Source organism: Promicromonospora sukumoe 327MFSha3.1 (genome assembly GCF_000385135.1).
Classification (GTDB): Bacteria; Actinomycetota; Actinomycetes; order Actinomycetales; family Cellulomonadaceae; genus Promicromonospora; species Promicromonospora sukumoe_B.
On the sequence record NZ_ARQM01000015.1, the window covers coordinates 176,373 to 200,949 of the forward strand.

Consider the following 24,577-nt stretch of genomic DNA (forward strand, 5'->3'; position numbering starts at 1 on the left):
GGCGTCCGGCATCCGGTGGCAGACGTCAGAGCCGGCCGGCCGCCTTGAGCGCCAGGTACTCGTCGGCCAGGCGCGGCGCGAGGTCGTCCGGCAGCGCCTCGACCACGTCGGCGCCGTAGCGGCGCAGCATCGTGGTCACGGCGGTGCGCTCCAGGTCGCCGCGGGCGGCCGCCGCAGCGTCGTACACCTCGGCCACCGTCTCGCGGCCGGCGCGCAGGCCCGCCACCTCCTCGTCCGCGACGGACGCGACGACCACGGTGTGGTCGCGGGCGAGCTGGTCCACCACGGGCAGCAGGCCGTTCTCCACGGCCGCCGGGTCGAGGGTGGTCAGCAGCACCACGAGCGCGCGCTGGGTCATGCGCGTGCGCACCTGCGTCACGACGCCCGGCCAGTCCGTCTCCAGCAGCACGGGCTCGACGGTCGCCAGGGACTCCGCCAGCGCGGGCATGAGACGCGGCCCGGCCGCGCCCGCCACCCGCGCCCGCACGGTGCGGTCGAACGCCACGAGCTCCACGCGGTCGCCCGCGTGGCCGGCCAGCGCCGAGAGCAGCAGGGCCGCCTCGATGCTGGCGTCCAGGCGCGGGGCGCCCGTCGACTCCGCGGCGCCCACCCGGGCGGCGGCCGTGCGGCCCGTGTCGAGCACGATCAGCACGCGCCGGTCCCGCTCGGGACGCCACGTGCGCACCACGACCTCGCGCCGCCGGGCCGTCGCGCGCCAGTCGATCGAGCGCACGTCGTCGCCCACCACGTACTCCCGCAGCGAGTCGAACTCCGTGCCCTCACCGCGGATCTGCACCGCGGCCCGACCGTCCATCTCGCGCAGCCGCGCCAGGCGCGACGGCAGGTGCTTGCGGCTGGCGAACTCGGGCAGCACCCGCAGGCGGCCCGGGACCGGCAGAGTCACCTGCCGGCCGGCCAGGCCCAGCGGCCCGAGGCTGCGGACGGTCACGCCGCCGGCGGCCCGGTCCCCGCGCCGCGTGGGCACGAGGGTGGTGGGCAGCCGCGCGGCCTCGCCGTCGGGCAGGTCCACGTGGTGCCGGCCCGGGCCGCCCGCGGCCGGGCGCACCCGCTCGGACCGGCCCCGGCCCGGGCCGGCGCCGGCCGAAGGCCCCCACGCGTCCCGGACCACGGCCCGCAGGCGCCGGCCCGAGGCGTTGCGGACCACGAGCTCGCTGGTGGCCTCGGACCGCAATCGGACGGAGCCCGGCACGCGCCGCTGCACCGCCACCCGGCGCGGCGAGGCCGCCAGGGCGACGTCGGCGACGCAGGCCAGGACCACGACCGTGGCCCAGATGAGCACCGTCCCGTTGGCCGGCCAGATCAGCACGGGCACCACGCCGAGGCCCATCAGGGCGGCGGCCCGCCACGTCACGACCATGCGGCCCTCAGCGCGGCACGGGCACGGAGGCCAGCACCGTGTCCAGCACGCCCTCGGCGGTGACGCCCTCCAGCTCGGCCTCCGCGCGCAGCTGCACGCGGTGCCGCAGCGTCGGGTGGGCCAGCGCCTTGATGTCGTCGGGCGTCACGAACGAGCGGCCCGACAGCCACGCCCAGGCCCGCGCCGTGCGCAGCAGCGCGGTGGCGCCACGCGGCGAGACGCCGAGCGAGAGCGACGGCGAGAACCGGGTGGCGCGGCAGACGTCGACCGCGTAGCCGAGCACCTCGCGCGACACCTGGACCAGCGCGACCTCGGCGCGGGCGCGCTCCAGCACGCTCGCGTCGGCGACGGGCGTGACCCCGGCGGCGGCCAGGTTGCGGGGGTCGAACCCGGCGGCGTGCCGGGCCAGGACCTCGACCTCCTGGTCCCGCTCGGGCAGCGGCAGCACCAGCTTGAGCAGGAACCGGTCGAGCTGGGCCTCGGGCAGCGGGTAGGTGCCCTCGTACTCGACGGGGTTCTGGGTGGCGATGACGAGGAACGGGTCGGGCAGCAGGCGCGGCGTGCCGTCCACGGAGACCTGCCGCTCCTCCATCGCCTCGAGCAGGGACGCCTGGGTCTTCGGGGGCGTGCGGTTGATCTCGTCCGCCAGCACCAGGTTGGTGAACACGGGGCCCTCGCGGAACGAGAACTCGGCCGTGCGCGCGTCGTAGACGAGCGAGCCCGTCACGTCACCGGGCATGAGGTCGGGCGTGAACTGGACGCGCTTGGTGTCCAGCTTCAGCGCCGCGGCCAGGGTGCGGACCAGCAGCGTCTTGGCGACGCCCGGCACACCCTCCAGGAGCACGTGGCCCTGGCACAGCAGCGCGATGAGCAGGCTGGTCACGGCCGCGTCCTGCCCGACGACGGCCTTGCCCACCTCCGTGCGGACGGCCGCCAGGGCGGAGCGCAGCTCCTGCGACGGCGCGGGCGGAACGCTCGGGGCGGACGCCGGCGCGGGCTCGGCGTCGGCCTGGCCGTCGACCGGCACGGTCTGCACGGTCCGGTCGGACGTCGGCTCCGCGGGCTGCGCGGCGGGCTGTTCGGGGAAGGCTGGTTCGGTCACGGTCGGTGGACCTCGCTCTCCAGGGTGTCGAGTCGGCGCACGAGCTCGGCGAGCGCGGCGTCGTCAGCGGGCGGTGGGCCGTAGAGCAGGTCTGCCACCTGCTGCGACGGGCGGTTCGTGGCGGCCACGACGGCGTCGACCACGGTGTTGGCATCGGAGGACCGGGCCAGGCCGAGGCGCGTGGCGACCCGGTCGGCGGACGCGGCCCGCAGGCCAGCGGCGGCGTGCCCGCGGGCACGGGCCGCCCGGTACAGCCGGGCGCGGCCGCGGGTGGCCTCGGCGGAGCGGACGAGCACCGGCAGGTCCTCGACCACCAGCGGGCCCATGCGGCGCACGCGCCAGAACGCGAGCAGCACGGCGGCGAGCACCACCACGAGGGCGACGGGCGCCGAACCGGGCGGCATCAGCGCGTTCACCTGGCCGCGCTCGGCGGGCGTGGGCGTGTCCCCGCCGGTGCTGATGTCCATCGGGTTCGGCACCAGCCAGACGAGGTCCTCGTTCTGCCCGAGCATCCACAGCGCGAGCGCCGCGTTGCCCTCGTCCACGACCGAGCCGTTGCGGACCACCGCGGGGTCGTTGACCACGGTGACCGAGCGGTCCGGGAAGTCCAGCCGCGCGTAGGCGTAGGCCCCGGTGTCGTCCGGCCAGCACAGGACCGGGCGGACCTTGTCGGAGCCGCCCGACGCGTCGTACAGGCCGGGCGTCAGCGTGACCGCGCCCGCCGCCTGCGCGGCGGGGTCGGCACACTGCGGCTGCGTGGGTTCGGGCTGCTCGCCGTAGGTGATGTCAAGGAGGTCCTGGCTCACGCCCGCGACCATGCTGTAGTCGGGCTGGAGCACGACCAGGTCGGCGCCCGTGCGGTTCAGCGCCGAGATCTGGTCGTCGGCGAAGAACGACGGGTTGGGCGTGATCAGCAGCGTGCTGTCCTTGCCCGCGGCGGCCACGGCGTCGGCCACCGAGGTGACGTGGGTGATCTGCACGCCCTGGTCCTTCAGCACCTCCGCCACTGCCATGGCCCCGTTCGGCTCCGGGTTGTCCGGGGCGTACGGGTCGGCGGACGTCGGTGTGCGGACCACCGCGAGGAACAGCACGAACAGCGCGACGATGCCGAGCACCGTGAGCGGCCAGCGTGCCCGGCGCCACCGGCTCGCGGCGCGCGACCGCCCGCTGGTGTCGTCGCCGATGACCACCGGCGGCTCGTCGACCGGCCCCGTGGGCGCCGCGGCCACCGTGGACGGCGGCGTCGGGGCGGGCGGGGCCGGGAGCTGCGCGGTCATGCGGACACCTCGCGCTGCCCGTCGGCGCGCGCGGTGCCGTCCGGCTCCGCGCCGGTGCCCGTCCCGCTGCCCGGACCACCCCCGGACACGGCCACGGGCCGGGCGGCGGCGACCTGGCCGTCGAGCTCCCGCAGGGCGGCGTCGTCCGCGGCCGTGGCGACCCGGTCGCCGTACTCGACGCCGTCGAACAGGTCGGCGCCGGAGCGCAGGCCGGCGGCCTGACCGGGCAGGCGCTCGCCCGCGTCGCCCGCGGCCTCCTGCGCCGTGCGGCCGGGGCGCGGCTCGATGATCACGCGTTCCTCCAGGGACCGGACCACGGCCCGGAAACGTTCGGCGGCGGCCTTGTTCCAGTCGCCCGACGCCGCGGCGGCGTCGGCCGCGCCGCGCATCTGGGCGGCCGTGCGGGCGTCGTCGGTGTCGAGCACCTCCGCGGAGCCCGCCCGGTCGCGGCCCAGGCGCACGGGCCCGGCCACCAGCCAGGCGATCCCCAGGACGAGCACGGCGGCGACCGCGATGACGATCCCGAGCTGCGGCCCGGACATGGCCGTGTCGGGCCAGTCGATGCCGCTCAGCCAGTCCAGGACCCAGCGGATCAGGCGGGACAGCAGCGACTCACGCTCCGCGTACTCGGGTCGCTGCAGCTCGCTGGTGAGCCACTCGCGTGCGGTGTCCCGGTCCGGGACGACGGGCAGATCGGCCCTCATGTCACTTGTCCGCCGCGGCTGCGGCCGCGGCCTGCAGCTGCACGTCCAGTCCCTCGCGACGCATCCGGGTGTCGATGTAGAGCAGGGCGACGACGCCGCCGAGGAACAGGATGCTCATGCCGCCCGTGATCACGTAGGTGAGCCCGTAGCCGGCGGCCATGGCCGCGTCGCTGGCCGTCATCATCGCGACGCCCATCAGCGCGCCGATCGGCAGCGCGACGATCTGACCGATCACGCTGAGGATGATCGAGGTCAGCACGTAGATGCCGAGCACCCGCCAGAACGTGCCGCGGGTCAGCTTCCAGGCGCGCGTGAACGTGGCCCAGAAGCCGCCGCCCTCGACCGCGAGCGCCGGCGGGACCAGGATCACGCGGGTGAACGCCCAGACGCCGGCCACCAGGAGCGCGGCGAGCACGAGGAACACGCCGACCACGCCGATCGTGGGGTCCACGGCGAAGAGCCCGACGACGATGCCGACCGCCAGGGTGTAGGCCACGATCATGACGAGGGTCGACAGGAGCGAGAAGCCGATCAGGAACCAGGCCCGCTTGGCGACGCGCCGCCAGGCGTCGGACACCGAGATCTTGCGCCCGATGACGGAGTCGCTGACGGAGATGGCCATGACGCCCATCGCGAGCGGCGTGGCGAGCGTGAGCAGCAGCCCGGTGCCGAGCAGCGACCCGTAGGTGACGCCCAGCATGTCCTGCGTGAGGCCCATCTCGTCGAGCATCGGGTCGTTCCCGGCCGCGGCGAAGACGCTGCCGAACAGGTCGGTGAACCAGGTGGTCAGCGGGATGCTGATCAGGGTGCCGATCGCGACGGCCACGATGACGATGATCGCCGTGAGCCCGAGCGTGACGGCGGGGTTGTGCCGTACCGCCCCGAACGCGCCGTCGTACAGCTCACCGAGCGTGAGGGGGCGCAGCGGGACGATGCCGGGCTTGTCGGCGGCGGGCCGGTAGCCCGGGACCGCTCCCCCGGGCGCCTGCTGCCCGTACTGGCTCTGGCCGTACTGGGTCTGCCCGTACTGGGTCTGGCCGTACTGCCCGGCGGGCGGCGTGCCGTACTGGGGCTGCCCCGGCGCCTGCGGCGCGGACGGGTCGTACCCGGGCGCGTACTGCCCGTACCGCGGCGGCTCGCCCCAGCCGGCGGGCTGGGACCCTCCGGACTGCGGGGGCGTCGGCTGCGCCGGCTGGTCGGGTGCGCTCTCGGGCGTCGTCATGGGGCGTGCTCCGGATGTCGTCTGGGGTCGTGCCTGTGCGCCGCAACCCTAGTACGGGGCACCGACACGGGGTGGCGTAATTCGTGGGCCCGGGCGGGTCGCCACGCAACCGTCACCCGGCTGTAACCACCGTAGCGCCGGCCTCGTGCTCGGCGAGGTCGCCGGACGCGCCGGCCCGGACGGCCCGGCCGCCCAGCACGTACACGTAGGTCCAGAACGCGGCGAGGACGATCGCGCCGATCACGATCTTGAGCCACCAGTACAGCTCGGAGCCGGTCACGAAGCCCTCGACGAGGCCGGAGACGGCCAGGGCCACGGCGAGCCCGATGACCGTGGTGATCAGGGCGCGGCCCTCGGCGGCCATGGCGACCGACCGCTTGCGGTGCCCCGGGTCGATGAGCGTCCAGAACAGCCGCAGGCCCGCGGCGCCCGCCACGAAGATGCAGGTCAGCTCCAGCAGGCCGTGGGGCGCGATGAGCGTGAGGAAGAGGTCGAGCTCGTCGTGGGCGGCCATCATGCCGCCGGTGGCACCGATCTGGACCGCGTTCTGCCAGAGCACGTTCAGGGTGAAGAGGCCGGTGATGCCTCCGGCCACGGCCTGGGCCGCGATCCAGGCGTTGTTCGTCCACACCACGGCGGCGAACCCGATGCCGGGGTCGTAGTAGGAGGCGAAGGCCTCGTTGACGTAGTTCTCCTGCGCCGACGGCGGCATCATCGCGTTCATCGCGTCGGTGTCGGAGGCGATGTAGACGCCCGCGACGATCGCGACGAGCAGGCAGGCCGCCGTCACGGCGTGCGACCACCACCGGATCCGGTAGAACGCGGCGGGCAGCGACACGACGGCGAACCGCACCACCTCGCGCCAGGCGGGCTCGTGCGACCCGGCGATACGGGTGCGCGCCCGGTTGAGCACGTCGGACAGCCGGGTCACGAGCGCCGGGTCCGGCGCCGCCGAGCGCACGGTCGACAGGTGCGTGGCCACGGACTGGTACAGGCGCACCAGCTCGTCCGACTCGGCGCCGTCGAGGCGGCGCCGGGACGAGAGCTCCTTGAGGCGGTCCCACTCTGCGGCGTGCACGGCGGTGAAGGCGTCGATGTCCACGACGGTAGTCTGCCGCACAGGGACCGCGGTACGTCCCGAGGCCCGCACCAGCAGACTCATCCGACCAGACCCACCCGACCGGAGGAACCGTGCAGGACGGCATCGTCATCGGCGAGGGCGTGGTGCTGGACGCGCGCCCGGCCTCGTTCATCACGCGCGCCATGGGCGCCATGCTCGACTTCCTCGTGATCGGCGTGGTCGTCACCGCCGTTCTGATCGTGGGCGCGGTCTGGTTCCTGGAGAACGCCGTGCTGGGCGAGGACATCGCGATGGTGGTCTACGTCCTGGCGAACGTCGTGGTCATGGTGGCCGTCCCGGTCACGGTCGAGACACTGTCGCGCGGCCGCTCCGTCGGCAAGCTCGCGTGCGGCATCCGCGTGGTGCGCGACGACGGCGGCCCGGTCAGGTTCCGGCACGCCCTGGTGCGTGCGCTCATCGGCGTGATCGAGCTGTGGCTGACGTTCGGCGCCGTCGCCGCGATCGCCTCGCTGTCCAACGCGAAGGGCAAGCGCCTCGGCGACCTGGCGGCGGGCACGTACGCGGTCCGCGTGCGGGGCGGCAAGCCGGTCTCGGCCCCGATCGTGATGCCGCAGTCCCTCGCGGCGTGGGCCCGCACGGCGGACATGCGCCGCCTGCCGGACGGGCTGGCCCTGGCCGCCCGCCAGATGCTGGGCCGCGCCGCGCGCCTGGCCCCGGAGTCCCGGGCGCGGCTCGCCGACGACCTGGCCGGCCGCATCGAGCCGTACGTGGCCCCCGGGCCGCCGCCGGGCACGCACCCCGAGGCGTTCCTGCACGCGGTCCTGGCCGAGCGCCGCGAGCGCGAGCTCGGTGCGGGCCAGCGGGAGCGCAAGCGGGCGCAGGAGCAGGCCGAGCTGCTGCACCGGCTCCCGTTCGCGGTCGCCGACCCGCCCCGCTGACGCCTTCCGGCAGGGCGCGGACGTCGTGGGACGCCGTCAGGTGCGGACGTCGTCCCAGGCCCGCATCAGGCCCTTCGAGCGCAGCGCCGCGGAGCAGCGCAGCAGCCCGGCCTGCACCGCCCGGCGCAGCCGGGTCGACGTCGGCCGCTCGACGCCGTAGTGGATGGCCACCGCCAGGACGAGGCTCAGCGCGCCGGCCGCGACCAGCGCGACCGTGCGCGTGGTCTCGTGGGCCAGCACGTCGATGACGGCGTACCCGAACTGCGTGTGCACCAGGTAGACGGGGTACGTCAGGGCGCCGACCGTGCCCAGCACGGCCGCGACCCTACGAGGTGGGGCGTTCCTGCCGCGCAGTGTGGTGGCCCAGACGGCCACGACGCTGGCCAGCATGATCATCACGGCGATCACGGGGTTCACGGCCACGCCCTGGAGGTCGGACGCGCGGCCGGCGGCCTCCTGCACCCGCATGACGCACAGAACGAGGCCGCCCACGAGCAGCGTGCTGGTGACCAGGTCGAACCCGTCGCGGTACGCGAGGAACAGCAGCATGCCGACGGCGAAGTACGGGGCGTAGACGGGCACGAGCCAGTCGGCCAGCCAGTGGGCACCGAACTCCTGCGCGGCCCAGCCCGCGAGCGGCCAGATCGTGGCGAAGGCCAGCACGCGGTTGCGCGTGAGCGGCCCGAACGCCAGCACCACGAAGACCAGCAGGTAGAACTTCAGCTCCACCAGCAGGGTCCAGAACACGACCTGCACGCCCGTGACGTCGAAGAGGTCCTGCACCATCGTCAGGTTGACCAGGGTCTCGGTCAGGCTGGTCTGCCGCCCGCCGGACCAGAACTGCTGCAGCCCCACGGTCAGCACGATGCACGCCCAGTACGCGGGGAAGAGCCGGCCCACGCGGGAGGCGACGAAGCCCGCGATCCCCCGGCCGTCCGCGCTGAGCAGGATCACGAACCCGGAGATCACGAAGAACAGCTCGACGCCCAGCCACCCGTACCGCGTGACCTCGTTGAGCAGCGGGAACGCCCGATCCGGGTCGGCGCCCCAGTAGCTGGTCACCGTCGAGGTGGCCGTGAAGTGGTAGAGCAGCACGGCCGCCGCGGCGCCGAAGCGCAGGCCGTCCATGGCCACGAGCCGGCCGGTCGCCTTGCGGCGTGGGGCCCCCGTGGTCGCAGGGCTCGCCTCGGGAACGGTTGCGGTCAGGCTCTCGTCAGGACGGGTCATCGCCGCCGACCTTAGATCACGGAAAGATAACGGTCAAAATCACCCTAGCAGAAGGGCCAGGAGCGTCTTGGCCGAGGTGTCCCAGTCGTAGCCGGCGGCTCGGAGCCGTGCGGCGGCCGACCGCTCGGCCCAGGTCTCGGGGTCGTCGAGCGCGCGGACGGCGGCGACGTACCCGTCGACGTCGTCCGGGTCGACGTACGCGCCCGCCGCCCCGCCGACCTCGCGGAACACCGGGATGTCGCTGACCACCAGGGGCGTGCCGAGCGTCATCGCCTCCACGAGCGGCAGGCCGAAACCCTCGTCGCGCGAGCCGGAGACCAGCGCCGTCGCGCCGCGCAGCACGTCGCGGTAGTCCTCGTCGGAGGCGCCGTCGTGGAAGACGAGCGTGCCCGGCCCCGCCAGCTCCGTCAGCGCCGCCCGCCGCTCGGCCGTGACGGGGCTCATCAGGTGCAGCTCCCACCCGGGCAGGTGCGCCATGGCCCGCGCCGGTAGCTCGACGTTCTTGTACGGCATGAACGAGCCCATGTAGACCAGCGAGCGGGTCCGCTCCGTGCGGGGCAGGTCCGGCACCGGGTCGGGCGCGTTCGGCACCACGGTGACCGGGCGGCGGGTCAGCCGGTGGGCGGCGATCAGGTCGCGCGTGGTCTCCGAGACGGTCACCACGGCGTCGGCCCGGTTCAGCAGCACGCGCTGCGGCCACCACGCGAGGTGGAACGCCCGCCACAGCAGGCGCACGGGTGCCGGCAGGTTCCGCGGGGGCGTGGGGTGCCGGTAGTAGATGAGGTCGTGCAGGGTCAGCACCACCCGGTAGTCCCGGCCCCAGGTGCCCATGGTCTGCATGGGGCTGAACACGACGTCGGCACCCGTGCGGCGCACCTGCCGGGCCACGAACGGCTCGCGCCAGCTCGTCGGTGCGCTCACCAGGTGCCACGGCAGCCCGGCCGGCAGGTGGTCGAGCTGGCGCTCGTCGTCGACCAGCACCTCGATGGGGTGCAGCCGGGCCAGCGCCGTCACGATGCCGGCGGTGTAGCGGCTGATCCCGTCGTGCCGGCCGACCCGCAGGTACCGGCAGTCGACGACGATCCTGGGCCCCGTCACGACGCGGCCCCGTCGAGGCCCGCCAGGAACGCCTCGACCTGCTCGGCAACGGCGTCCGGCGCCTCGTAGTGCGTCAGGTGACCCACCCGCGGCACGACGGCGAGCCGTGCGTCGGCGAACAGGCCCTGCAGCACGCGCTGGGACGGCAGCGGGGCGACGTCGTCGTTCTCGGAGGCGACCAGGAGCGTCGGCAGGCCGATCGCCGGCGCGTAGCCGGAGACGTCCGTGCCCACCGAGGCGTGGAACGCCTCGAGCAGCGTGCGCCGGTCCGCGAACCCGGAGAAGTACCGGTCGTGCTCGGCGTGGATCCAGCGCCGCAGGACCCGGTCGTCCGTGGTGACCATCGCCACACTCGCCACGCGCGTGAACACCGGGTGCCGGAGCAGCCCCGTGCCCACCCGCTCCGGGAGCGCGGCGGCGAGCCGGTGCACCCCGACCGTCACCGCGCTCAGCGCCCGGCGCGGTCCCGCGAGCGCCGCCGTCGCGATCGGGTTCACCAGGACGAGCCCCCGCAGGGCCGGCGCGTCCGGCGTCTCGGCCGCGACCGTGGCCGCCGCGACGATCGAGCCGAAGGAGTGGCCCGCCAGCACGGCGTCCCCCTCGGGCACGAGCGCGGTCAGCAGCTCGGCGGTCCAGGCGGCGTAGCCGGGGATGTCGTGCACCCCGTCGCGAAGCGGCGCGGACCCCCCGAACCCGGGCAGGTCGGGCACATATACCTGCACGTCAGGACGCCGCCGCACGAGGTGCGCGACGATCGGCTCCAGGCCGTGGTGGTCGCCCCGCAGCCCGTGCAGGAACACGATCCGGTGCGGCGCGGCGGGGTCGCCGTAGACCCGGACGTGGGCGCGGACGCCCCGGATCTCGAGGTCCGCGTCGCGCGCGGGTGTGGCCGCGACCAGTCCCGCGTACGGTGCCTTCTGCGGGGAGGTGCCCGGCGCCGCGTGGCCCGGAACCTGCCCTGCCCCAGGCGCTGTCCCGGGCGGCGACGCGGCGCTGTCGCGCGGGTGCGTGTCGGTGTTCATCGCGCTGACCCTAAGCACTCGAGGGACGGTCACGGGAGGGGTCCGAGAAAGATGGGGGAAAACCCCCATGTCATTACGGGGGGAAACCTGGTGGCGGAGAAGGGCATCCTTACGTCACCGTTGTCCCATGCAAGCCATAGCGGTCGCCCTCGCCGTGCTCGGCGCCGCCCTGTTCGCCGGGGCAGCAGTCCTGCAGCACCGCGAGGTGGCCGACCTCTACGGAGAACCCGACCCCCGCGAGCGCGTGATGTCGCTGCGCCGGCTCAGCCGGATCGCCCGGCGGCCCGGCTGGCTGGCCGGGTTCGGGCTCGCGGCGGGCGGCACGATCGTGCACGCCGTGGCGCTGGCCCTGGCCCCGCTCCGGCTCGTCCAGCCGATCGGCGTGCTCGCGGTACCCGTGGCCGTGCTGCTCTCCTCGCTCCGCCTGCGGCGCGCGCCCGGCCGCAGCGTGCTGCTGGGCGTGGCCCTGACCATGGCGGGCGTCGCGGTCTTCGTGGCCGCCTCGGTCAGCGCCACCTCGGGCAACCCGCCGCCCCCCGGTTCCACCCTGCCGACGATCCTGGTCGTCGGCAGCGTCGTTCTCGCCCTCGGTGCGGCCGGCCTCGCGATCGGCGGCTGGCTGCGCTGCGTCGCCTGCGCGACGGCGGGAGCCACCGCGTTCGGCCTGCTCTCCGCGCTGATGCGCGTGGTCTTCCAGGAGCTCGCGCGCGGCACGCAGTGGTACGACCCGCAGGTGCTCGGCACGGCGGCGTGCGCCGTCGCGGCGCTGGTGCTGGGCGGCTGGCTCGTCCAGCAGGCCTACCCCGCCGGCCCGCCCGAGGTCGTGGTCGCCTGCCTGACCGTCGTCGACCCGATCGTCGCCGTGCTGCTCGGCGCGGTGCTCCTCGGCGAGGGGGCCGACACCTCGGTCGGCACCTGGTTCCTCCTCGGCGGGGCGGCGACCGCCGCGGCCGCCGGGGTCCTCGTCCTTGCCCGGCTCCACCCAGACGCCGTCGCGGCCCGCGCGGCGCGCAGCAACCCTTCGAGACTTCCCGAACCATCGAGAGGTACAGCACAGTGAACCTGCCTGGTACTCCCCGCACGATCTTGATCGGCGCCGATACCTACCCGCCCGCCGTGAACGGCGCCGCCCGGTTCGCCGGCAGCCTGGCCACGGGACTGGCCGGCCGTGGGTACGACGTGCACGTGGTGGCCCCGTCGCCGACGGGCAAGCCGGTGCGCGAGGTGCGTGACGGCGTCGTCCTGCACGGGCTGCGGTCCAGCCGGTACCCGACGCACCACAACCTGCAGATCTCCCTGCCCTGGGAGACGCGCCGCGCGGTCACGGAGATCCTGGACGAGGTACGGCCCGACGTCGTGCACACCAACGGCAGCTTCATCGTGGGCCGCGCGCTGGTCGACACCGCGCACCGCGCGGGCCTGCCGATCGTGGCGACCAACCACCTGATGCCGGAGAACCTCGTGGGCTACCTGCTGGTGCCGGGCGCGATGCACCGCCGGGTCGGCCGCTGGCTCTGGCAGGACATCGGCCGCGTCTACGCGAAGGCCGACGTCGTCACCGCGCCCACGCCCCGCGCCGTCGACCTGCTGGCGCAGCACGCCGGGCTGAGCCACGCGATCCCCGTGTCCAACGGCATCGACACCGACCGGTACACGACCTCCGTCCGCGAGGGGCGCGACGAGCCCACCGTGCTGTTCGTGGGGCGACTGGACCAGGAGAAGCGGGTCGACGAGATCATCCGCGCCTTCGCCCTGCTGCCCGCGGACCTCCCCGGCCGGCTGGAGATCGTCGGCACCGGCGCGAAGGCCGACGAGTGGGCTGCGCTCGCCGCCGAGTCCGGCGTCGCGGGCCGGGTCCGGTTCCGCGGCTACGTGCCCGACGACGAGCTGCTCGCCGCCTACTCCGCCGCCGACGTGTTCTGCATGCCCGGTGTGGCCGAGCTGCAGAGCCTGGTGACCCTGGAGGCCATGGCCTCGGGCCTGCCCGTCGTGGCCGCCGACGCGATGGCGCTGCCGCACCTGGTGCGCCCCGGCGTCAACGGCTGGCTCTACACCCCGGGCGACGTGCGCGAGCTGGCGAACCGCCTGGGCGACCTGCTGGCCGACGCCGGCCTGCGCCACCGCATGGGCGCCGCAAGCCGCGAGCTCGTCGCGGCGCACGCCGTGGACGGCACGCTGGACGCGTTCGCCGAGATCTACGAGAAGGTGCACGCCACGCGCGCCACCCCTGCGGCGGCCTGAGCCGCTGTCGCTGGTCGAGCCCCGCCGTCGCTGGTCGAGCTTGTCGAGACCCTGGTCTCGACAAGCTCGACCCGCGAAGGCTCGACCCGCGAGGGCGACAAGCTCGACCCGCGATGGGCTAGCCCCCGAAGACCGGGGCCACCGCCTTGACCAGCTCGTTGCCGCCCAGCACCAGGAACATCGCGGCCACCAGCACCAGGATCACGTTGACCCACCAGCGGTTGCGCCACTGCTGCGGCACGGCCTTGCTGTTCATCAGGAACAGCAGCGTGAGCGCCAGGAACGGCATGAACAGCGAGCCCAGCGCGCCGTAGACCACGACCAGGAGGATGGGCTTGTCGAGGAACAGCAGCGCCATCGGCGGGAACGTCAGCCACAGGATGTACCAGCGGTAGTAGGTGCCGCCCGCGCCCCGGCGGCGGTCGTCGGCCGGCAGGTTGCGCATGGTCGCCACGAAGTCGGCGAACATGAGCGACACCCCGTGCCAGACGCCGATCACCGACGAGAACGTCGCGGCGAAGAAGCCGACCAGGAACAGCGGCGCCATGAACGCCCCGTAGCGCTGGGCGAGCACGTCGGCGACGTCGACCAGCCCCTGCTCGCCGTCCGCCACGGCGAGGCCGGCCGAGTACAGCAGCTCGGAGCCGACGATCAGCATGGCGATCACGAACACGCCCGACATGAAGTACGCCCACGCGTTGTCGAGACGCATGACCCGCATCCAGCGCGGCGTGTCCCAGCCCTTCTCCGTGAGCCAGTAGCCGTAGGCGGCCAGCGTGATGGTGCCGCCGACGCCGCCCGCCAGGCCGAGCGTGTTCAGCACCGCGCCCTCGGGGATGATCGGCACCAGGCCCGCCGCGATCTCGCCGAGGTTGGGCGTCGTCAGCGCCGCCGAGCCCACCACGGTCACGAACATGACGCCGATGAGCACGGCCATCACGTTCTCGAACGGCTTGTACTTGCCGAACCAGACCAGCAGCAGGCCGGCGACGCCGGCGGCCATCGCCCAGTACCGCACCTCCAGCACCGGGAACAGGCCGTTCAGCGCGAGGCCGACGCCGGACATCGCCGCGGCGCCGTAGCTGAAGCCCCACACCACCACGTACACGCCGAAGTAGACGACGGCCCACAGGCCGAGCGACTTCCAGCCGTCGAAGATGGTGCGGCCGGTCGCGAGCGTCCAGCGGCCCGCGCCCTCGACCAGCGCGATCTTGACGACGACGCCGAGGATCACCGCCCACAGCAGCGCGTACCCGTAGTTGCTGCCCGCGACCATCGTGGCGACCAGGTCGCCGGCGCCGATGCCGGTGGCCGCCACGACCAGGCCCGGGCCGATGATCCGCCAGCGCGGTCTCTCCAGGGACTCGCCCTGCCGGACACCGGCCTCGTCGCCGGACGTCCGCTGGTCCTCGGTCAGCCGATCTCCTGGAAACCCCTGTGAAGTGACCTCATTGTCCTTTTCCATGGCGTGACTGTACCCATGCGTTTCACCCGCCCAAAAGGGACGCGCACCCGCCCCGGACCGTGTCACAGAGGTTTAACAGGACTGCAATCCATTGCATACACACACGACCCTGTCTGAGTGATTGTATGCAATCGTCCCTCTCAGACCCGGATTGGATTCTCCAGTGCGCACACCACTGCCGCGGCTGCGCGGCCCACTCGCCCCCGCCGCCGGCCTCCTGGCCACGGCGCTCGTCCTGTCCGGCTGTCAGGAGGTGCAGACCTCCGCCCCCGCCGAGGAGACCGCCGACGTCACCGGCGTTACCCTGGACGGCCGCACGGTCGAGGAGGGCGGCGACCTCGTCATGGCCCTGTCGGCCGAGCCCGACGTGCTCGACCCGACCACCTCGTCGTCGCTCTACACGCGCTACGTCATGGAGACGATGTGCGAGAAGCTCTACGACATCGACGAGTCGGGCGAGATCGTCCCGATGCTCGCCACCGAGCTGCCCGAGGTCTCCGACGACGGGCTCACCGTCACGTTCCCGATCATGGAGGGCGTGCAGTTCGCGGACGGCACGCCGTTCGACGCCGAGGCCGTCAAGACCTCGATCGAGCGCCACCTCACCAAGGAGGACTCCTCCCGGCGCAGCGAGCTGGGCCCGGTCGAGGAGGTCACCGCCGTCGACGACAGCACGGTCGAGATCACCTACGAGACGCCGTTCGCCCCGCTCACCGCGGTCCTGGCCGACCGCGCGGGCATGATCATGTCGCCCACGGAGCTGGAGAAGGCGGGTGACGACTTCGGCGAGCACCCCGTCTGCGTCGGCGCCTTCAAGTTCGTCGAGCGCGTGCCGCAGACGTCGATCACGGTCGAGCGCGACCCGCTGTACTACGACGCCGACAACGTGCACCTGGACACGATCACCTACCGCATCATCACCGACGCCAGCATCCGCTCGGCCAACCTGCGCTCCGGCGACGTCCAGGTCGCCGACTCCCTCTCGACCCAGGACCTGGCCGAGCTGGAGTCCGCCGACGGCGTCGGCCTGCTGGAGGTCGGCTCGCTCGGCTACCAGGCCATGACGGTCAACGTGGGCAACACCGACGGCGTCGGCGCACCGCCCGGGGAGATCGACACCCCCATCGCCACGGACCCGCGCGTGCGCCAGGCCCTGTCGATGGCCGTGGACCGCGAGCAGCTCGTGAAGTCCGTGTTCAACGACCGGTACGACCCGGCCTGCTCCCCCATCTCCCCCGCGTCCCCGTTCAGCAGCGACGCGAGCGAGGCCTGCCCGGAGTACGACCCCGAGGGCGCCAAGGCGCTCCTCGAGGAGGCCGGCGCGGACGTGCCGTACAAGATCGAGATCAAGGTGACCAACACGCCCGACACCCTGCGCCTGGCGCAGGCCGTCCAGGCCTCCGTGGCCGACGGCGGGTTCGAGCTCACCATCGTCCCGGTCGAGTACTCCTCGCTGCTCGAGGTGCAGGAGCAGGGCGACTTCGACCTGCTGCAGCTCGGCTGGTCGGGCCGCGTGGACCCGCACGGCAACATGTTCAACTTCCTGTCCACCGGAGCCGGCAACAACTACTCCGGGTACAGCGACCCCGAGGTGGACGACCTGCTCACGCAGGCCGCCACCGTGATCGACCCGGCCGAGCGGGCCGAGCTGTACGGCCAGGTCGTGACCAAGGTCCAGGCGGACAACCCGATCATCTACCTCTACCGGACGCGCAGCATGACCGGCCACGCCGACGAGGTGGCGGGCATCTCCACCTACGCCGACGGCGTGGTGCGGCTGAGCAACGCCGCGTTCGTCGAGCCGGCCGAGGGCTGAGAGCACCCACGATGCGTCGTTACCTCCTCGTCCGCCTCGGCCAGTCGGCCGTGACGCTCCTGCTGGCGTCGATGGTCATCTTCCTGGGCGTGCGCATGCTGCCCGGCGACCCCGCGCTCGCGATGGCGGGCGAGGAGGCCACGCCGGAACGGCTCGCCATGATCCGCGCCGACCTCGGCCTGGACCAGCCGGTCTGGGTGCAGTACGGGCGGTTCCTCGCCGAGGTCGTCTCGGGCGACCTCGGCGAGTCCACCCGCACCGGCGCCTCCGTCGCGAGCATGATCGGCGCCACGCTGCCGGTGACGCTCTGGCTGTCGCTCTACGCGATCGTCGTCGCCGTCGTGACCGGGGTGGCGCTCGGCCTGCTCGCCGAGCGGTACCGCGGGCGCTGGCCCGAGTGGGTCGCGAACGCCGCGGCCCTGACCAGCCTGTCGGTGCCCAACTTCTGGCTCGGCATGCTCGCGATCGTGTACCTGTGCATCGGCCTGGGCCTGTTCCCGGCGTCGGGCTACGTGCCGCTCACCGACGACCCGGTGGGCTGGGTGGTGCACCTGACCCTCCCGGCGCTGATCCTCGGCACGGGCCTGGCCGCCGTCATCATGCGGCAGACCCGGGCCTCCATGATCGAGGCCATGCGCACCGACTACGTGCGCACGGCCCGCGCCAAGGGCCTGGGCCGCACCCGGGTGCTGCTGCGGTACGGGCTGCGCAACTCCCTGATCGTCGTGGTCACCATCGCCGGGCTCCAGCTCGGCGGCCTCATCTCGGGGGCCGTGGTGACCGAGCAGATCTTCGCGCTGCCCGGCTTCGGCAAGCTCACGCTCGACGCCGTCTTCCAGCGCGACTACCCCGTGATCCAGGCCGTCGTGGTGCTCACCACCGTCGGGTACGTGCTGGTCAACCTGGCCGTGGACGTCCTGTACTCCGTCATCGACCCGCGCATCCGAGTGGGAGGCCGCTCATGACCGTCATCGAGCACGGCGATCTCTCGCCCGAGCCCGCGCCCGCCGTCGTCGGGCCGCGGCGCCTGCTGTCCCGGCTGCGCACGCCGCAGGCGATCACCGGCGCCGCGATGCTCGCCGTGGTGGTGCTCGCCGGGCTGCTCGCGCCCCTGCTGGCCCCGCACGGGCCCGCGGAGGTGCACTTCGACGCCCCGTTCCAGCTCCCCGGCACCGTCGGGTACGCGCTCGGCACCGACGACCTGGGCCGCGACATCCTGTCCCGGATGATGTACGGCATCCGCGCCTCGCTCATGGTGGGCGTCGTGGCGGTGGGCCTCGCCGTCGTCGTCGGCACGCCGCTCGGGCTCGCCGCCGGGTACTACCGGTGGCTGGACGCACCCGTCTCGCGCCTGACCGACGTGACGCTCGCGTTCCCGTTCCTCATCCTCGCGGTGGGGCTGGCCGCCATCAACGGGCCCAGCCTGTCCGGCGCGGCGATCTCGCTCGGCATCGCGCAGGTGCCGACCATGGTGCGCGTGGTGCGCGCCGAGACGATGCGCCTCAAGGAGAGCCCGTTCGTGCTCGCCGCGACGGCGATGGACGCGTCGGGCCCGCGGATCCTCGCGCAGCACATCCTGCCCAACTGCCTCTCGGCGATCATCGTGCAGGCTACGGTCATCATGCCGGCGGCGGTGCTGGGCGAGGCGGTGCTCTCGTTCCTGGGCCTCGGCATCCAGCCGCCCACGCCGAGCCTGGGCATCATGCTCTCGGACGCGCAGCAGTACCTGGGCCGCGCGCCCACCGCCGCGCTGTTCCCGGGACTTGCCATCGTGGCGATCTGCCTCGGCTTCAACCTCCTCGGGGACGCCCTGCGCGACGCCCTCGACCCGTCCACCGACCGTAAGTGAGTGCCATGACCTCGACGCCGTTCGTCCGGCCGACCACCCCGCTGACCCGCCCCGACCTGAAGGGCACGTTCGGGATGGTGGGCTCCACCCACTGGATCGCCACCGCGAGCGCCCAGGCCGTGCTCGAGCGGGGCGGCAACGCGTTCGACGCCGCGGTCGCCGGCGCGTTCGTGCTGCACGTCGTGGAGCCGCACCTGAACGGGCCGGGCGGCGACATGACCGGCGTCTTCGTGACGGCGGACGAGCCGGCGCACCCGCGCGTGCTGGTGGGCCAGGGGCCCGCGCCCGCGGGCGCGACGATCGAGCACTACCGGTCCGAGGGCCTGGACCTGGTGCCCGGCTCGGGCGCGCTGGCGGCGGCGGTGCCGGGCAGCGTGGACGCGTGGCTGCTGCTCCTGCGCGACCACGGCACCTGGGACCTCGCGGACGTGCTGGCCTACGCCATCGGGTACGCCCGCGACGGGCACCCGCTGCTGGAGCGCGTGGCGGGCACCCTGACGAACGTGGCCGACCTGTTCCGCGACCACTGGCCCACCTCCGCCGCCCACTGGCTGCCCGACGGCGAGGTGCCCGCCCCCGGCACGGTCGTCACCAACCCGGAGTACGCCGACCTGCTGGACGCCGTGGTCGCGGCCGGTTCGGGGGCGGCGACGCGGACGGAGGCGATCGACCTCGCCCGCGCCGCCTGGCGCGAGCAGGTGGGCGCGGCCGTGGAGGCGTTCGTCGCCACGCCGCACCGGCACGCCGACGGCGCCGACCACGCAGGCGTCATGACGGCCGCCGACGTCGCGGCCTTCGCGGCGTCGTACGAGGACGCGGCCACGGTGACCTTCCGCGGGTACACGATCGCCAAGACCGGCGCGTGGGGCCAGGGCCCGGCGCTGCTGGCCACCCTGAAGATCCTGGAGGGTCTGGACGACGCCGCGCTGGACCCGTCCACCGAGCTGGGCGCCCACACGGTCCTGGAGGCGCAGAAGCTCGCGCTCGCCGACCGCGACGTCTGGTACGGCGACCCGGCCGCCGACGACGTGCCGCTGACGTACCTGCTCAGCGAGGAGTACGCGGCGCTGCGCCGGGCGCTGATCGCGGACACCGCGAGCCACGAGGTGCGTCCGGGCGAGGTGCCGGGCCGCGCGACGCCGCCGGTGCCGGTGCTGCGCACCGAGTACGCCACGAGCGCGCCGGCCGGGTCGCTGCCGGGCGCGCCCGGGGGCAGCGCGGCGGCGGGCGTGGGCGAGCCGACGGTCGAGGTCTCGACAAGCTCGACCCGCGGCGCGGAGCCCGACTCCCCCGAGCACACCGGTGCCACCCGCGGTGACACGTGCCACATCGACGTCGTGGACCGCTGGGGCAACATGGTCTCGGCCACGCCGTCGGGCGGCTGGCTGCAGTCCTCCCCGACGGTGCCGGGCCTGGGCTTCTGCCTCGGCACGCGCCTGCAGATGACGTGGCTGGACGAGGCGTCGCCGTCGGCCCTGACCCCCGGACGGCGGCCGCGGACCACGCTCACGCCCACCCTCGTGCTGCGCGACGGCGAGCCCGTGATCGCGCTGGGCTCGCCCGGCGGCGACCAGCAGGACCAGTGGCAGCTCCTGTTCCTGCTGCGCGTGCTCGTGGGCGGGTACACGCCGCAGCAGGCGATCGACGCGCCGGCCCTGCACACGACGTCGTTCCCCGGCTCGTTCTGGCCGCGCACCTGGACACCGGGCGGCGCCGTCGTGGAGGACCGGCTGGGCGAGGACGTCATCACCGCGCTGGAGGGCCGCGGCCACGTGGTGACCCGGGCCGGCGACTGGGCGCTGGGGCGTCTGTCCGCCGTGACCCGCGACCCGGCCACAGGCCTGCTGGGCGCGGCCGCCAACCCGAGAGGAGCGCAGGGATATGCCGCAGGACGCTGACCGCCCCGCCCCGCTGCTGCGCGTGCGCGGCCTGGAGGTCGCCTACGGCGACACCCCCGTCGTGCGCGGCGTCGACCTGGACGTGGCGCGTGGGGAGCGCGTGGCGATCGTGGGCCAGTCCGGCTCGGGCAAGTCGACCGTCGTGGCCGCGCTCCTGCGGCTCCTGCCCGGCGCGGGCCGCATCACGGGCGGCACCGTCGAGCTCGACGGCGAGGACCTGACCGCCGCGGGCGAGGCGCGGATGCGCGCCGTCCGGGGCGGCCGCATCGGGCTGGTGCCGCAGGACCCGGGCACCAACCTCAACCCGGCCATGCGCCTGGGCGACCAGGTAGCCGACGCGCTGCGGGCCCACGGCCTGCGCGGCCCGGCGGTGCGACAGCGCGTGCACGAGCTGCTGGAGGAGGCCGGCGTGCCCGAGCCGGAGCGGCGGGCCAAGCAGTTCCCGCACGAGTTCTCCGGCGGGATGCGCCAGCGCGTGCTCATCGCGATCGCGCTCGCCCGTGAGCCGGAGCTGCTGCTCGCCGACGAGCCGACGTCGGCCCTGGACGTGACCGTGCAGCGGCGCATCCTGGACCACCTGGTGGCGCTGGCCGAGTCCCGCGGCACCGCGATGATCCTGGTGACGCACGACCTGGGCCTGGCCGCGGACCGCGCCGACCGCGTGATCGTCATGCTCGACGGCGAGGTCGTGGAGCAGGGCACGCCCGAGCAGGTGCTGCGCGCGCCGCAGCACGAGTACACGCGGCGGCTGGTCGCGGCGGCGCCGGCCGTCGTCGTCGCCCAGGGTGAGGCGGAGGCCCCTTCGGAGCGGCCGGGCGCGGCAGAGGGGACGGGCGCGGACGCGCCGTCGTCCGCCGACGTCGTCACCGTCCGCGACCTCGTCAAGGAGTACCGGGTGCGCGGGCGCGGCGGGGTGCTGCGCGCCGTCGACGAGGTGTCCTTCTCCGTGCCGCGCGGCGGCACCACCGCCCTGGTGGGCGAGTCCGGCTCGGGCAAGACGACGGTCTCGCGGATCCTGCTCGGGCTGGAGGCCCCGACGTCGGGCGAGGCGCTGGTGGACGGCCGCAGCATCTCGGGAGCGGCCCGCGCCGAGCGGCGCGCGCTGCGCCGCCGGGTGCAGCCGGTGTTCCAGGACCCGTACGCGTCGCTCGACCCGACCCACACCGTGGAACGGGTGGTCGACGAGCCGCTGCGGATCTTCGGCATCGGGGACCGGGAGTCGCGCCGGGCGCGCGTGGCCGAGCTGCTGGACCAGGTGGCGCTCCCCCGGGACGTCGCCCACCGGCACCCGGGCGCGCTGTCCGGCGGGCAGCGCCAGCGCGTGGCGATCGCGCGGGCGCTGGCCCCCGGGCCGGAGCTGCTCGTGCTCGACGAGGCGGTCTCGGCGCTCGACGTCCTGGTCCAGGAGCAGATCCTGGATCTCCTGGCTGACCTGCAGGAACGCCTCGGGGTGTCGTACCTGTTCATCAGCCACGACCTCGCGGTGGTGCGCGGCATAGCGGATAATGTGGTGGTGCTGCGGCAAGGCCGCGTCGAGGAGCAGGGGTCCGTCGACGACGTGTTCCACTCCCCGCGGGCCGCCTACACCCGAGACCTGCTAGGAGCCATCCCCGGTGCCGCTTTCGCCCGATGAGCCCGTGCTCCCTGCCGTGGTGCGGCCCTCCGTGCAGGACGCGATCCGGCGCGACATCATCGCCGGGGTCCTGACTCCCGGCGCCCGCGTGACCGAGGCCTCGCTGGCCCAGCGGTACGACGTCTCGCGGGTGCCGGTCCGGGAGGCCCTGCGCGGCCTGGCGAGCGAGGGGTTCATCGACTCCCGCCCGCACGTGGGCTCGCGCGTGGCGCCCATCCCGGTGCACGACGCCGACGACCTGTTCGCGGTGCGGGAGGCCCTGGAGGTGGCGACCGCGCGGAGCGCGGCCCGGCGGGCGGCGGCGCTCTACTCGGGCGACGAGAGCCCCGAGGACTGGTGGCGCATCCGCCGCCAGATCGCCGCGCTGCTCGACGCCGGGGACGCGCACGTGGCCGAGGGCGACCTGGACCCGCTGGTCGGGATCAACGACCAGATCCACATCGCGATCGCCGAGCTCAGCGGCAGCGCCACCCTGACGCAGCTCCTGCGGCAGCTCTCCTGGAAGATCGAGTGGCTGTACGCCGCCGACATGCAGTCGCGCGGCAAGCGGCTCTGGCCGGACCACCGGGTGATCGTGGGCGCCATCGACGCCGGCGACGGCGAGCGGGCCGCCGCCCTGATGGCCGCGCACGTGCGGGAGTCGCGCATCGGCTACCTGCGGCGCTACGGCGTCACGCGGCCGAGCTCGGACCCCGAGGTCGCCGCGGCCGTGCGGCGGCAGCCGGGCGGTGCGCAGGACGCCGTCCTGCCCGGCGCCGATACCGTGGGACCGTGACGAGCGACGAGCAGACCAGGGACGAGGCGACCGGGGACGAGGCAACCGGGGGCCAGGCGACCGGCGCAGGGCACGAGGGTTGCGGGTGCGGGTGCGGGACCCCGGGGCGGGGCGCGTTCGTCCAGCTCGGCTCCCGCCCGGCGGACGCCGCCGCGGCGCCCGCCCCGGGCCGGCACGACGTCGAGCAGGCGAGCGTGCCCGCGGGCCGGTTCACGATGGGCGACTCGTCGGGCGACCGGAACCCCGCCGACGGCGAGGTCCCGCTGCACGAGGTGGCCCTCGACGCCTTCGAGATCGACGCGACCACGGTCACGAACGCCGACTTCGCGCGGTTCGTCGACGCCACCGGCTACCGCACCGAGGCGGAGACGTTCGGCTTCTCCGCCGTCTTCCACCTCGCCGTCGCGGCGGACCGCGGCGACATCATGGGCCAGGCCGACGGCACCCCGTGGTGGTTCGGCGTGCAGGGTGCCGACTGGGCGCACCCGGGCGGCCCGCGCTCCGACGTCGACGGCCTCGACGACCACCCCGTGACCCACGTGAGCTGGAACGACGCCGTCGCCTACTGCGCGTGGGCCGGCCGGCGGCTGCCCACGGAGGCCGAGTGGGAGTACGCGGCGCGCGGCGGCGTCGACGGCGCCAAGTACCCCTGGGGCGACGCCGAGGTCGACGACGGCGGCTGGCGCGCCAACATCTGGCAGGGTGCCTTCCCGCGCGAGAACACCCTGGACGACGGCTGGCTCACCACCGCGCCGGTGCGGACGTTCGAGCCCAACGGCTACGGCCTGTGGCAGCCGGTCGGCAACGTCTGGGAGTGGTGCCAGGACTGGTTCGACCCCGGCTGGTACGGGCGCTCCCCCGCGGCGAGCCCGGCGGGTCCCGAGGCCGGCGCCATGCGGATCCTGCGCGGCGGCAGCTACCTGTGCCACATCTCGTACTGCAACCGCTACCGCAACTCCGCGCGCTCGTCGAACACGCCCGACTCCTCGATGGGCAACGCCGGGTTCCGCACGGTCGCGCTGGCCGGGGCCGACGGCGGGGCAGTCGCGGCGTCCGACGCCGGACACGGCGCCGCCGCATGACCGCCCGGAGATTCCCGCAGCGCGTCTACCGGGACGGCGAGGAGCCCGACCCCCGGTTCAGCCTCGCCAACGAGCGCACGTTCCTGGCGTGGCTGCGCACGGCGCTCGGGATGTACGCGGGCGCGTTCGCGCTGGAGGCGCTGTCGCTGCCGGCCGCGACGGGCTGGCGGCTGGCCGCGGCCGGCGTCTTCCTGGTGCTCGGCACGCTGGCCGCCGTGCAGGCCTGGCTGGGCTGGGCCGCCACCGAGACGGCGCTGCGCCTGGGCCGGCCGCTCCCCGGACTGGCGGTGGGCGGGCTGATCGTGGTCGGCATCGTGGTGGCCGTCGCGCTGGTCACGATCGGGCTGTTCGTATGACCGAGGGGCACGGCGTCTACGACCCGGGCCTGCAGACCGAGCGCACGCTGCTCGCCTGGCGCCGCACCTGCCTCGCGTTCGGCGTGGCCAGCCTGGTGGGCATGCGGTTCACCGTGGAGACAGCGGGCGTGATCGCGGTCTTCGCGGGCGTCATCGGCGCCGGGCTCGCCGTCGCCGCGTACGTCGCCGCCGCGCTCGGCTACCGCCGGGCCAACCGCGCGCTGCACGACACGGGCTCCCTCGACCACGGGGCCGCGCCCATCGCCCTGGCCACGGCGGCGGCCCTGGTCCTCGGCATCGCGTGCGCGGGCTACCTCCTGCTGGGCGCCCTGCGCGCCTGACCCTCCGGGCCGAGACGGTCGAACGTAGGGTTCGTCGGCGCATGAGCGCTCATGCGCCGACTGAGCCTACGT

General features: G+C 74.2%; 22 protein-coding genes. 12 read left to right on the forward strand and 10 right to left on the reverse strand.

The window, feature by feature from the left end:
• Positions 1-25: 25 nt before the first annotated feature.
• From H291_RS0124465 to H291_RS0124490, 6 genes are all read right to left on the reverse strand, one after another.
• On the reverse strand, positions 26-1,378 hold the full coding sequence (locus H291_RS0124465; RefSeq protein ID WP_020017665.1) for a DUF58 domain-containing protein: 1,353 nt from the start codon (positions 1,376-1,378) through the stop codon (positions 26-28).
• Between the two features lie 7 nt (positions 1,379-1,385).
• Positions 1,386-2,480, reverse strand: coding sequence for an AAA family ATPase (locus H291_RS0124470; RefSeq protein WP_020017666.1), 1,095 nt, complete (start codon positions 2,478-2,480; stop codon positions 1,386-1,388).
• The gene (locus H291_RS0124475; protein WP_020017667.1) at positions 2,477-3,757 is read right to left on the reverse strand and encodes a DUF4350 domain-containing protein; all 1,281 of its coding nucleotides are present in this window, start codon (positions 3,755-3,757) and stop codon (positions 2,477-2,479) included. The genes H291_RS0124470 and H291_RS0124475 overlap by 4 nt, the downstream gene beginning before the upstream one ends.
• The gene (locus H291_RS0124480) at positions 3,754-4,461 is read right to left on the reverse strand and encodes a DUF4129 domain-containing protein (protein ID WP_020017668.1); all 708 of its coding nucleotides are present in this window, start codon (positions 4,459-4,461) and stop codon (positions 3,754-3,756) included. Before H291_RS0124480 ends, H291_RS0124475 begins: the two co-directional genes overlap by 4 nt.
• Before the next feature lies 1 nt (position 4,462).
• Positions 4,463-5,683 carry a DUF7544 domain-containing protein gene (locus H291_RS0124485; RefSeq protein WP_020017669.1) on the reverse strand — a complete coding sequence of 407 codons (1,221 nt, stop codon included), beginning with the start codon at positions 5,681-5,683 and terminating at the stop codon, positions 4,463-4,465.
• Positions 5,684-5,795: 112 nt separating this feature from the next.
• The gene (locus tag H291_RS0124490; protein ID WP_020017670.1) at positions 5,796-6,785 is read right to left on the reverse strand and encodes a stage II sporulation protein M; all 990 of its coding nucleotides are present in this window, start codon (positions 6,783-6,785) and stop codon (positions 5,796-5,798) included.
• Positions 6,786-6,874: 89 nt separating this feature from the next.
• Between H291_RS0124490 and H291_RS0124495 the strand changes: the two genes are divergently transcribed.
• Positions 6,875-7,702: an RDD family protein gene (locus H291_RS0124495; protein WP_020017671.1), complete on the forward strand. Its 828-nt coding sequence runs from the start codon at positions 6,875-6,877 to the stop codon at positions 7,700-7,702.
• 36 nt (positions 7,703-7,738) lie between these two features.
• Here the strand turns inward: H291_RS0124495 and H291_RS0124500 are convergent, their stop codons facing one another.
• The 3 genes from H291_RS0124500 to H291_RS0124510 are packed head-to-tail and all read right to left on the reverse strand — an operon-like array spanning position 7,739 to position 11,049.
• The gene (locus tag H291_RS0124500; RefSeq protein WP_020017672.1) at positions 7,739-8,929 is read right to left on the reverse strand and encodes an acyltransferase family protein; all 1,191 of its coding nucleotides are present in this window, start codon (positions 8,927-8,929) and stop codon (positions 7,739-7,741) included.
• Between the two features lie 39 nt (positions 8,930-8,968).
• Positions 8,969-10,027: a glycosyltransferase family 4 protein gene (locus H291_RS0124505; protein WP_020017673.1), complete on the reverse strand. Its 1,059-nt coding sequence runs from the start codon at positions 10,025-10,027 to the stop codon at positions 8,969-8,971.
• Complete coding sequence (locus H291_RS0124510; RefSeq protein ID WP_020017674.1) at positions 10,024-11,049, reverse strand: alpha/beta fold hydrolase; 1,026 nt, start codon at positions 11,047-11,049, stop codon at positions 10,024-10,026. Before H291_RS0124510 ends, H291_RS0124505 begins: the two co-directional genes overlap by 4 nt.
• Positions 11,050-11,176: 127 nt before the next feature.
• On the opposite strand from H291_RS0124510, the gene H291_RS34695 reads away from it, so the two are divergent.
• Positions 11,177-12,109 carry a DMT family transporter gene (locus H291_RS34695; protein WP_051109628.1) on the forward strand — a complete coding sequence of 311 codons (933 nt, stop codon included), beginning with the start codon at positions 11,177-11,179 and terminating at the stop codon, positions 12,107-12,109.
• A complete protein-coding gene (locus H291_RS34700; RefSeq protein WP_033327901.1) occupies positions 12,106-13,290 on the forward strand; it encodes a glycosyltransferase in 1,185 nt (394 codons plus the stop codon). The genes H291_RS34695 and H291_RS34700 overlap by 4 nt, the downstream gene beginning before the upstream one ends.
• Positions 13,291-13,408: 118 nt before the next feature.
• On the opposite strand, the gene H291_RS0124525 is transcribed toward H291_RS34700, so the two are convergent.
• A complete protein-coding gene (locus H291_RS0124525; RefSeq protein ID WP_084468410.1) occupies positions 13,409-14,755 on the reverse strand; it encodes an Nramp family divalent metal transporter in 1,347 nt (448 codons plus the stop codon).
• Positions 14,756-14,918: 163 nt separating this feature from the next.
• Between H291_RS0124525 and H291_RS0124530 the strand changes: the two genes are divergently transcribed.
• The 9 genes from H291_RS0124530 to H291_RS0124570 are packed head-to-tail and all read left to right on the forward strand — an operon-like array spanning position 14,919 to position 24,505.
• Positions 14,919-16,571, forward strand: coding sequence for an ABC transporter substrate-binding protein (locus H291_RS0124530; protein WP_020017678.1), 1,653 nt, complete (start codon positions 14,919-14,921; stop codon positions 16,569-16,571).
• An 11-nt stretch (positions 16,572-16,582) separates the two neighbouring features.
• Positions 16,583-17,536 carry an ABC transporter permease gene (locus H291_RS0124535; RefSeq protein ID WP_020017679.1) on the forward strand — a complete coding sequence of 318 codons (954 nt, stop codon included), beginning with the start codon at positions 16,583-16,585 and terminating at the stop codon, positions 17,534-17,536.
• A complete protein-coding gene (locus tag H291_RS0124540; protein ID WP_020017680.1) occupies positions 17,533-18,420 on the forward strand; it encodes an ABC transporter permease in 888 nt (295 codons plus the stop codon). The genes H291_RS0124535 and H291_RS0124540 overlap by 4 nt, the downstream gene beginning before the upstream one ends.
• 5 nt (positions 18,421-18,425) lie before the next feature.
• Entirely contained in the window at positions 18,426-20,318 is a 1,893-nt protein-coding gene (locus H291_RS0124545) for a gamma-glutamyltransferase family protein (protein WP_020017681.1), read from the forward strand.
• Positions 20,302-21,951, forward strand: a complete 1,650-nt coding sequence (locus tag H291_RS0124550) for a dipeptide ABC transporter ATP-binding protein (protein WP_020017682.1) — start codon at positions 20,302-20,304, stop codon at positions 21,949-21,951. The genes H291_RS0124545 and H291_RS0124550 overlap by 17 nt, the downstream gene beginning before the upstream one ends.
• Entirely contained in the window at positions 21,932-22,726 is a 795-nt protein-coding gene (locus tag H291_RS0124555) for a GntR family transcriptional regulator (RefSeq protein WP_232216168.1), read from the forward strand. The genes H291_RS0124550 and H291_RS0124555 overlap by 20 nt, the downstream gene beginning before the upstream one ends.
• Positions 22,723-23,808: a formylglycine-generating enzyme family protein gene (locus tag H291_RS0124560; RefSeq protein ID WP_020017684.1), complete on the forward strand. Its 1,086-nt coding sequence runs from the start codon at positions 22,723-22,725 to the stop codon at positions 23,806-23,808. The genes H291_RS0124555 and H291_RS0124560 overlap by 4 nt, the downstream gene beginning before the upstream one ends.
• Entirely contained in the window at positions 23,805-24,164 is a 360-nt protein-coding gene (locus tag H291_RS0124565) for a YidH family protein (protein ID WP_020017685.1), read from the forward strand. Before H291_RS0124560 ends, H291_RS0124565 begins: the two co-directional genes overlap by 4 nt.
• Positions 24,161-24,505: a DUF202 domain-containing protein gene (locus H291_RS0124570; RefSeq protein WP_020017686.1), complete on the forward strand. Its 345-nt coding sequence runs from the start codon at positions 24,161-24,163 to the stop codon at positions 24,503-24,505. Before H291_RS0124565 ends, H291_RS0124570 begins: the two co-directional genes overlap by 4 nt.
• The last annotated feature ends 72 nt before the right edge of the window (positions 24,506-24,577 follow it).

Excerpts from the sequence above, each read along its gene's own strand:
- H291_RS0124465 (WP_020017665.1), bottom strand. The coding sequence starts at position 1,378 with ATGGTCGTGACGTGGCGGGCCGCCGCCCTGATGGGCCTCGGCGTGGTG.
- H291_RS0124475 (WP_020017667.1), bottom strand. The coding sequence starts at position 3,757 with ATGACCGCGCAGCTCCCGGCCCCGCCCGCCCCGACGCCGCCGTCCACG.
- H291_RS0124480 (WP_020017668.1), bottom strand. The coding sequence starts at position 4,461 with ATGAGGGCCGATCTGCCCGTCGTCCCGGACCGGGACACCGCACGCGAG.
- H291_RS0124485 (WP_020017669.1), bottom strand. The coding sequence starts at position 5,683 with ATGACGACGCCCGAGAGCGCACCCGACCAGCCGGCGCAGCCGACGCCC.
- H291_RS0124500 (WP_020017672.1), bottom strand. The coding sequence starts at position 8,929 with ATGACCCGTCCTGACGAGAGCCTGACCGCAACCGTTCCCGAGGCGAGC.
- H291_RS0124510 (WP_020017674.1), bottom strand. The coding sequence starts at position 11,049 with ATGAACACCGACACGCACCCGCGCGACAGCGCCGCGTCGCCGCCCGGG.
- H291_RS34695 (WP_051109628.1), top strand. The coding sequence starts at position 11,177 with ATGCAAGCCATAGCGGTCGCCCTCGCCGTGCTCGGCGCCGCCCTGTTC.
- H291_RS0124525 (WP_084468410.1), bottom strand. The coding sequence starts at position 14,755 with ATGGAAAAGGACAATGAGGTCACTTCACAGGGGTTTCCAGGAGATCGG.
- H291_RS0124535 (WP_020017679.1), top strand. The coding sequence starts at position 16,583 with ATGCGTCGTTACCTCCTCGTCCGCCTCGGCCAGTCGGCCGTGACGCTC.
- H291_RS0124540 (WP_020017680.1), top strand. The coding sequence starts at position 17,533 with ATGACCGTCATCGAGCACGGCGATCTCTCGCCCGAGCCCGCGCCCGCC.
- H291_RS0124545 (WP_020017681.1), top strand. The coding sequence starts at position 18,426 with ATGACCTCGACGCCGTTCGTCCGGCCGACCACCCCGCTGACCCGCCCC.
- H291_RS0124550 (WP_020017682.1), top strand. The coding sequence starts at position 20,302 with ATGCCGCAGGACGCTGACCGCCCCGCCCCGCTGCTGCGCGTGCGCGGC.
- H291_RS0124565 (WP_020017685.1), top strand. The coding sequence starts at position 23,805 with ATGACCGCCCGGAGATTCCCGCAGCGCGTCTACCGGGACGGCGAGGAG.
- H291_RS0124570 (WP_020017686.1), top strand. The coding sequence starts at position 24,161 with ATGACCGAGGGGCACGGCGTCTACGACCCGGGCCTGCAGACCGAGCGC.